At 62.3% G+C, this 7,033-nt stretch carries 6 protein-coding genes; 3 read left to right on the forward strand and 3 right to left on the reverse strand.

Annotation, left to right across the window (positions count from 1 at the left end):
- Positions 1-73: 73 nt before the first annotated feature.
- A complete protein-coding gene (locus tag RMQ73_RS13200) occupies positions 74-2,287 on the reverse strand; it encodes an LPS assembly protein LptD (protein ID WP_310498754.1) in 2,214 nt (737 codons plus the stop codon).
- A gap of 218 nt (positions 2,288-2,505) precedes the next feature.
- Here RMQ73_RS13200 and RMQ73_RS13205 point away from each other — a divergent pair, with 218 nt between their 5' ends.
- The 3 genes from RMQ73_RS13205 (at position 2,506) to RMQ73_RS13215 (ending at position 5,509) form a co-directional block, all read left to right on the forward strand.
- Positions 2,506-3,993 carry a leucyl aminopeptidase gene (locus RMQ73_RS13205; protein WP_310498755.1) on the forward strand — a complete coding sequence of 496 codons (1,488 nt, stop codon included), beginning with the start codon at positions 2,506-2,508 and terminating at the stop codon, positions 3,991-3,993.
- 90 nt (positions 3,994-4,083) lie between these two features.
- Positions 4,084-4,506 (forward strand): nucleoside-diphosphate kinase, encoded by a 423-nt coding sequence (ndk, locus tag RMQ73_RS13210; protein WP_310498757.1) that lies wholly within the window; start codon positions 4,084-4,086, stop codon positions 4,504-4,506.
- Between the two features lie 223 nt (positions 4,507-4,729).
- Positions 4,730-5,509, forward strand: coding sequence for a hypothetical protein (locus RMQ73_RS13215; RefSeq protein WP_310498758.1), 780 nt, complete (start codon positions 4,730-4,732; stop codon positions 5,507-5,509).
- 88 nt (positions 5,510-5,597) lie between these two features.
- Here RMQ73_RS13215 and purN read toward each other — a convergent pair whose 3' ends face one another.
- Complete coding sequence (gene purN, locus RMQ73_RS13220) at positions 5,598-6,533, reverse strand: phosphoribosylglycinamide formyltransferase (RefSeq protein WP_310498760.1); 936 nt, start codon at positions 6,531-6,533, stop codon at positions 5,598-5,600.
- Positions 6,526-7,033 (reverse strand): AIR synthase-related protein (locus RMQ73_RS13225; RefSeq protein WP_310498759.1); only part of this gene is annotated, 508 nt, incomplete at its 5' end. The genes RMQ73_RS13225 and purN, both read right to left, overlap by 8 nt.

Here is a 7,033-nt window from a genome sequence, read left to right on the forward strand (position 1 = left end):
GATAGCGCATGGCCCTGCCGACGGCAAAGCAATGGTTAAACGCTCAGGGCTGAACAAAGGCTGAAACATCTCTTTATCGGCCAAGGGTCTTGAAGGTCAGCGTGATCTGGAAATTGTTGCCGGGCCGGAAATCGCGGTCACCGACATAATCGCGGCGCCAACCAGCCCCGATGCGAAAGCATTCGTCCTCATATTCGATCCCGATACGGTGACGGATCGAAGCAAAGCCATTAGCGGTGGACAGCGGATTGTCCTGTGTCGTGGTCAGGTCGAAAATCGCCGTGCCGGATGCCGACCAATAGCGGGCAAAGGCGATGCGGCCGCCAACCCGCAGCTCCTGCCGGTCTTCAAGGTCCTCCAGCGTCACATTGCGGTTGAGGCGGACATAGCCGATCGTTGCATAGGTGCGGCGGCCGCCAATCGCGATGTCGATTTCGTTGCGCCGAACGGCAAAATTGTCCTTGTCCAGGCGGAAGCGGTGCGTGAACTCGAACAGGCTGCCGATTTTCAGGGTCGTGCGCCCGACAATATCCGACAACCGCCCATTCAGTCCTGTACCCGCCGGGAACTCATTGCCATTGCCCGACAGGCGCACCGATTGCCCGATTTCCGCGTGCACCTGCCAACCGGGCCGGTCCAAAGCGTATTCCAGGCCATAGGTCAGCCGTGAGCCGCTTTCGAACCGGTCTTGCCCCGGAAAACGGTTGAGATCGAACAGGCTGATGTCTTCGAGTTCGATGGCGCGGCTGTCCTCGTTGGGAAAGCCGCCATTGCGAATGCTGGGTGACAGCACCAACTGGGCGCGCGGCGTGATGGTCTGCTGTCCGCCCAGCGCCGGGCCGGAAAAGGCCCAGTCCGCTTCGAATGCCGCCACTGCAATCGCGCGCGCATGCAAGCCATCGCGGCCGGCATATTCGGGCAATGTCGCCAGCGCGGAGTTGGCGACATTGTAACCGTCGGCGCGTACCAGCGCCGTCGCAGTCAGGCGCTGCCCCATGGGGGTGATGACCCGGCGGTCCCAGCGACCAAAGCTCGACAGGCGCACGACGTCCTGGCCGCCGGTGCGCAGCAGGTTCATCGAACTGGCACCAAAGCGCACGCGACCGCCGATAATGTCATTCTGCGGCCGCCAGTCCCAGTCGAACAGCGGCAGCACGAACGGAATTTCGCCGCCCCGGTCCACCGAACGCAGGCCCTGAAAGGCCCAGGCCGAAATCGACAGCCAGCTTTCGGGGCCGATGCGTTCCAGCGCATAGGTCGAACGCAGCACGTCATCGAAACCAAGACCATAGCGGCGGTTGAAGGTATCGTCGGTTGTCAGCCGCAGCGAAAAGCTGGACCGCCATTCAGGCGTATGCTGGAGCCGGCCCTTGATGCCGATATAGCCGCGAAACCGGTCGCCCTGGTTGATTTCGGTCAGGCCATCGGCGCTGAAATCGACGCGCTGGGCATAAGTGAACATGCCATCGACCTGGATCGGGCCATCACGCAGCAGCCGCCGCGCCTGAAAGGCCAGCGCGGGGTTGGTGGCGGTATACACCCACGGCGTCAGGGTCACATCACGGTCGGGCGCAATCGCGAGGTGAAACGGCAGGCTGACACCCAGGCCGAGCTGACGCTGGATTTCGATGCCCGGCACCAGCAACCCGTTGACCTGCTTGGCTTCACCGTCGGGATGCGAAAAACTCGGCAGGTACAGGATCGGGATGCCGAACATTTCCAGGCTGGCATTGCGATACGATATGCGGTGCTTGAGTCGGTTGTAGCTGACGCGCACCGCCTTGATGCGCCACACCGGGTCCTTGGGGCACCCGGACGGGTCCACCACCGCGCACGGGCTGTAGACCGCCCGGTTCAACGTATAGATGGAATCGGTGCGCTGGCCCTGCGCCGCCGCCAGCCTGCCACCATCGTTCAGGACCAGCAACAAATTGGCAATGGCGCCATCGCGCAGCGAATCGGTCAGTTCGATCCGGTCGCCCAGCGCCTGGTTGCCGGCGGGGTCGATCATGTTGACATCGCCAATGGCGGTGATGCGCCCCGACGTGCGATCATATTCGATGCGGTCGGCCTTCAGGCTATAGCCAGCCCGGACAAGCGACACCTTGCCGAATGCCGTGACGACATTGGCGCGCTCGTCATAGCGCAGCTCGTCGGCTTCAAAATCAATGGCATCGCCGGGGCCGGCAATCGGTCCGGCCGGTTCGACTTCGGCGGGGCCATTGTCGCCCGGCGGGCCATTGCCCGGCACGGCCGGAGTCATCAACTGCGCATGCGCAGGGGCCATCGGCGCAAATGCACAAAATGCCGACGCGGCCAGCCAGAAATGGCGGGCGGCGGGCATGGACGATCTGCGGCGAAACAACACGCTCATGCGCTTAGCGGTCCAGCCGGCACCCGTCCACCGTCAGCGCGAGGCACGGCGAGCTTTACGGGCCGCAGGCAGCGTCCTAAGCACGGCGCGAAGCCGCTTGCCCGGCCCCCATTTCCGAAGGACATTACGCCATGCAGATCGCCTTTCCCGCTGTTGCCGAAACCGCCAGCCATGCGCTTGTCGTGCTCGCCGGGCCTGGCCTCGTGCTGGGCGCAGCCGCCGCTGCTGCCGACACCGCCACATCGGGGCAGTTGCTGCGCGCTGCTGCCACTGCGCGGTTCGAGGGCGAGGTTGGCGCCATTGTCGAAGTGATGGCGCCTGCCGGCATGGCGGCGACCCGTCTGCCGCTGGTCGGCACCGGCCCGGCCAAGGACGCCGATGCCAGCGTGCTGGAACGTGTCGGCGGCGCTATCGCCGCCCGCCTGCTGACCAGCGGGGAAACGCGGGTCAGCGTTGACCTGGCCGGCGCGGCGCTGGCCATCCCGGCGGCTGATGCGGCTGCGCATCTGGCGCACGGTGCGGCGCTGCGGGCGTGGCGATTCGACAATTATCGCACCACCATGAAGGCCAAGGCCAAGCCGACACTGACCCATCTTGATGTGCTGGGCGCAGCCGGGGCCGAGGCGTTGCATGCACGGCTGGATGCCATCGCCGGCGGTGTCATGCGCACCCGCGCGCTGGTCAGCGAGCCGGCCAATGTGATCTATCCCGAAAGCTTTGTCGCCAGCGCGGCCGACCTGGCGGCGCTGGGCATCGAAATGACCATATTGGACGAGCCGGCGATGCGCGCGCTGGGCATGGGTGCGTTGCTGGGTGTGGCGCAGGGTTCGGTGCGGGCACCGCGCATATTGGCGATGCGCTGGAACGGCACCAACGCGCCCGACAGCCGCCCCGTGGTGTTCGTCGGCAAGGGTGTGACGTTCGATACCGGCGGCATCAGCCTCAAGCCGCCAGCCGGCATGGAGGACATGAAATGGGACATGGGCGGCGCCGGCGCCGTGGTCGGTGCGATGCATGCGCTGGCCGCGCGCAAGGCGCCTGCCCATGTCGTCGGCGTCGTCGGCCTTGTGGAAAACATGCCAGATGGCAATGCGCAGCGCCCCGGCGATGTCGTCACATCGATGAACGGCCAGACCATCGAAGTCATCAACACCGACGCCGAAGGCCGGCTGGTGCTGTGCGATGCCATCTGGTGGGCGCAGGAGACATTCAATCCCGAAGTCGTCGTCGATCTCGCGACGTTGACCGGCGCCATCATCATCAGCCTTGGCAACGAACACGCCGGCATGTTCAGCAACGATGACAGCCTGTCTGCAAAGCTGTCGGCAGCCGGCGCGGCGGTCGGCGAGAAACTGTGGCGGATGCCGATCGGCGATGCCTATGACAAGCTGATCGACAGCGACATCGCCGACATCAAGAACGTCGGCCCGCGCGAAGGCGGCTCGATCACGGCGGCGCAGTTCATCCACCGGTTCATCAAGCCGGACGTGAAATGGGCGCATCTCGATATTGCCGGCACGGTCTGGGCCTCCAAGCCCGGCGCCTTGCATGAAAAGGGCGCCACCGGTTTCGGCGTGCGGCTGCTCGACCGGTTCATCGCGGACAATTTCGAAGGCTGATTTCGGTCAGCCTGCGCTTGCATTTGATGCGCGCGGCCCATAAAGGCCCGCGCATCCCCCGAAGCTGTTTTTCAAGAAATGGAAGTTCCCATGGCCATCACGCGCACCTTTTCGATCATCAAGCCCGACGCCACGCGCCGCAACCTGACCGGCGCCGTCAACACCATGATCGAGGCCGCCGGCCTGCGCATCGTGGCGCAAAAGCGCCTGCACCTGACACGCGCCCAGGCCGAAGGCTTTTATGCCGTCCACTCCGAGCGTGGCTTCTTCGGTGAACTGGTCGCCTTCATGATCTCCGGCCCCGTCGTGGTGCAGGTTCTGGAAGGCGAAGACGCCGTCCCGGCCTATCGCGCCATCATGGGCGCCACCAACCCCGCCAATGCCGACGCCGGCACCATCCGCAAGGAACTGGCCGAATCGATCGAAGCCAACACCGTCCACGGCTCGGACAGCGACGAGAACGCGGCCATCGAAATTGCGTACTTCTTCGCGCAGACTGAGATTGTTGGCTGAACTGATCAGTCTCGCGTTTCGAAGGGCCGCAGCGTTGCTGCGGCCCTTTTTTGTTGTCTAAGCGTAAACTCTAACTTGTGCCCAGTTTCCTGCAGGAAACTGCCTTAAGCACCTTCTGGAGACTTGGCGGTTCGCTTGACACCTTCCAATCAAGCCATAGCTGAGGTAGAGTTGCTAGTTGTATTTATAGCCGGCACGATGACTGGTAAGGGGCAGAATAGTTATGAGGTTGAAGGCCGCGACACTAGCGTTTTTTATAACGATTTCGACGCCGATTTTCGCACAACCCATAACTCGAAGCATTTCTCCTGAAATCGGCACAATTATAGACGTAACGCCTGGTCAGGTGTTTTACTCGGACACGTATATTCGATCAGTGGAAGCCTATGAGATCGATAGGCCGTTCAAGAGCAGTATGGCCGGATCGATGGGATTTCGTTTCTCCTTCTCGATCGACTCGATTACACTGTTAAAAAAAGGGGTCTCAAGAGATGGGATCTGGAGCATCTACGTGCCAGAAAAATTCTCGGCCTCACATGGACTGCTTGGAAATGTTCTATCTCCCGGTGACACGGTAGGACTTTTGGTTTCAAAAACTGGCGAAATGCAATGGTTCGTTGACAACTCGATACGCAACAATACGAACACTATTTGGTCGCGCAAATTGAACCCCAAAGACCCGCAGCCGAAACTGATATCTACGCAATCGTCTGAAACCGTTGGTTTGCCACTCTTTAGGTTGGTGTTCCTTGGGGTGCAAAATGCGAACGTTCGTATCCGCTTTGAACAGCGAGATGAGACCGGAACGTACGTTCGCGACGAGTTCACCTATCCAATCAGAAACAATAGCTTGGCGGTTGGGGCAGTCAGAGGTGCCGAATTTATTGTCAAGGTGGGTGACCTACAGTCGCAGATATTCGTAACAAAACCGATGACTGGCGAGTTCGGACTGTTCGCACCGAAGCCAATTGCGACTCCCCCGCCTGAAATATTTAAACTTTAAGCCCCGACTTACTAGTTAGGGGATCAACTAATTCCGTTTCATCAAGGCCGGTTTGGCAAGAGCTTGGCCCATGTGAACGCCTAGCTATTCAAATCGGCGGCATCGCCAATCGCTTCGGCGCACACTGCCGCCACGCCGCGCTTAACATCGCATCGATCATCGCCCAGTCCGGCCCATCGGTCAGCACGACGCCTACCCAGCCGGCCGGGCCGAAATACTTGGGACGGAAAAATCGCTCCGGGTCCATCTCGATCAGCATGGCCGCTTCATCGAGGCCGGAGACTTTCAACAAAAGGGCGGTGACGCCGTCGCCGTGGTGGTTTTCGCTGAAATAGGCGAAGAACTTGCCGCCTTCGACGAAAAAGCCCGGTGAGCCGTGGGAGAGTTTTTCCGCCGCCGCCGGCAGGGACAGCGCCAGGCCGCGCACCCGTTCCAGCAAGGCTTCGGGCCGGCTGTCGGCGCTGACAAAATCGGCCAGCACGCGGGGGTAAAGCTGGTGTTCGGCATATTGCACCCGCACCGCCAGCGTTTCGGGCGTGTCGCCGGGCAGCACCTTGATGCGCGCCTGGCCTAATATCGGACCGTCATCCAGTTCCGGGGTGACGATGTGGATGGTGCAGCCAGTCTCGGCCTCGCCCGCGGCCAGCACGGCTTCGTGCGTGTGCAGGCCCTTGTGTTTGGGCAGCAGCGAAGGGTGGATATTGAGGCAGCGGCCCTGCCAGTGCGTCACGAACTGCGGGGACAGCAGCCGCATGTAACCCGCCAGCGCAATGTGCGTGACGCCGGCCTGTTCCAGCTGCGCCGTGATGATGGCATCGAACGCGGCCCGTTTCATGCCGGCATGGCTGTGGGCAAAAATCGGCACCCCTTCGGCAGCAGCCAATTGCAGCCCTGCGGCGCCCGGATCGTTGCTGGCAACCAACACGATCTCATAGGGGCAATCATATAGCCGGCTAGCATAGAGCAGCGCGGCCATGTTGCTGCCGCGCCCGGAAATCAGGACGGCGACCCGCGCCCTAGGCATCATGGCTGGCCGTCCAGGCCGCCGCTTCGCCCCAGGTGCCGGCGGCGCCGTTCACATCGCAGCCCTTGGTGCCGGCTTCGATATGGCCGATGACGTGCGCCGTCTCGCCCGCAGCGCCGAGCGCGGCCACCACGGTATCGGCATCAGCCGCAGCGACGACAACCACCATGCCGGTGCCGCAATTGAACGTGCGTGCCATTTCGCCGGCCGCAACGCCGCCTTGTGTCCGCAGCCAGTCGAACAGCGCGGGCAGGGCAGGCGCATCGACAATGGCGCGCGCACCCTTGGGCAACACGCGCGGGATATTTTCCAGGAAACCGCCGCCAGTGATATGCGCCATCGCCTTGATGTGCCCGGCGCGCACCAGCGGCAGCAGCGATTTCACATAGATGCGCGTCGGCGTCAGCAATGCCGCGCCCAGCGACTGCGCCGGGTCGAACGGCGCGGGCGCTGCCAGATCAAAGCCGCTGCGTTCGATGATGCGCCGGATGAGCGAATAG

Source organism: Sandarakinorhabdus sp. (assembly GCF_031430775.1).
Classification (GTDB): Bacteria; Pseudomonadota; Alphaproteobacteria; order Sphingomonadales; family Sphingomonadaceae; genus Sandarakinorhabdus.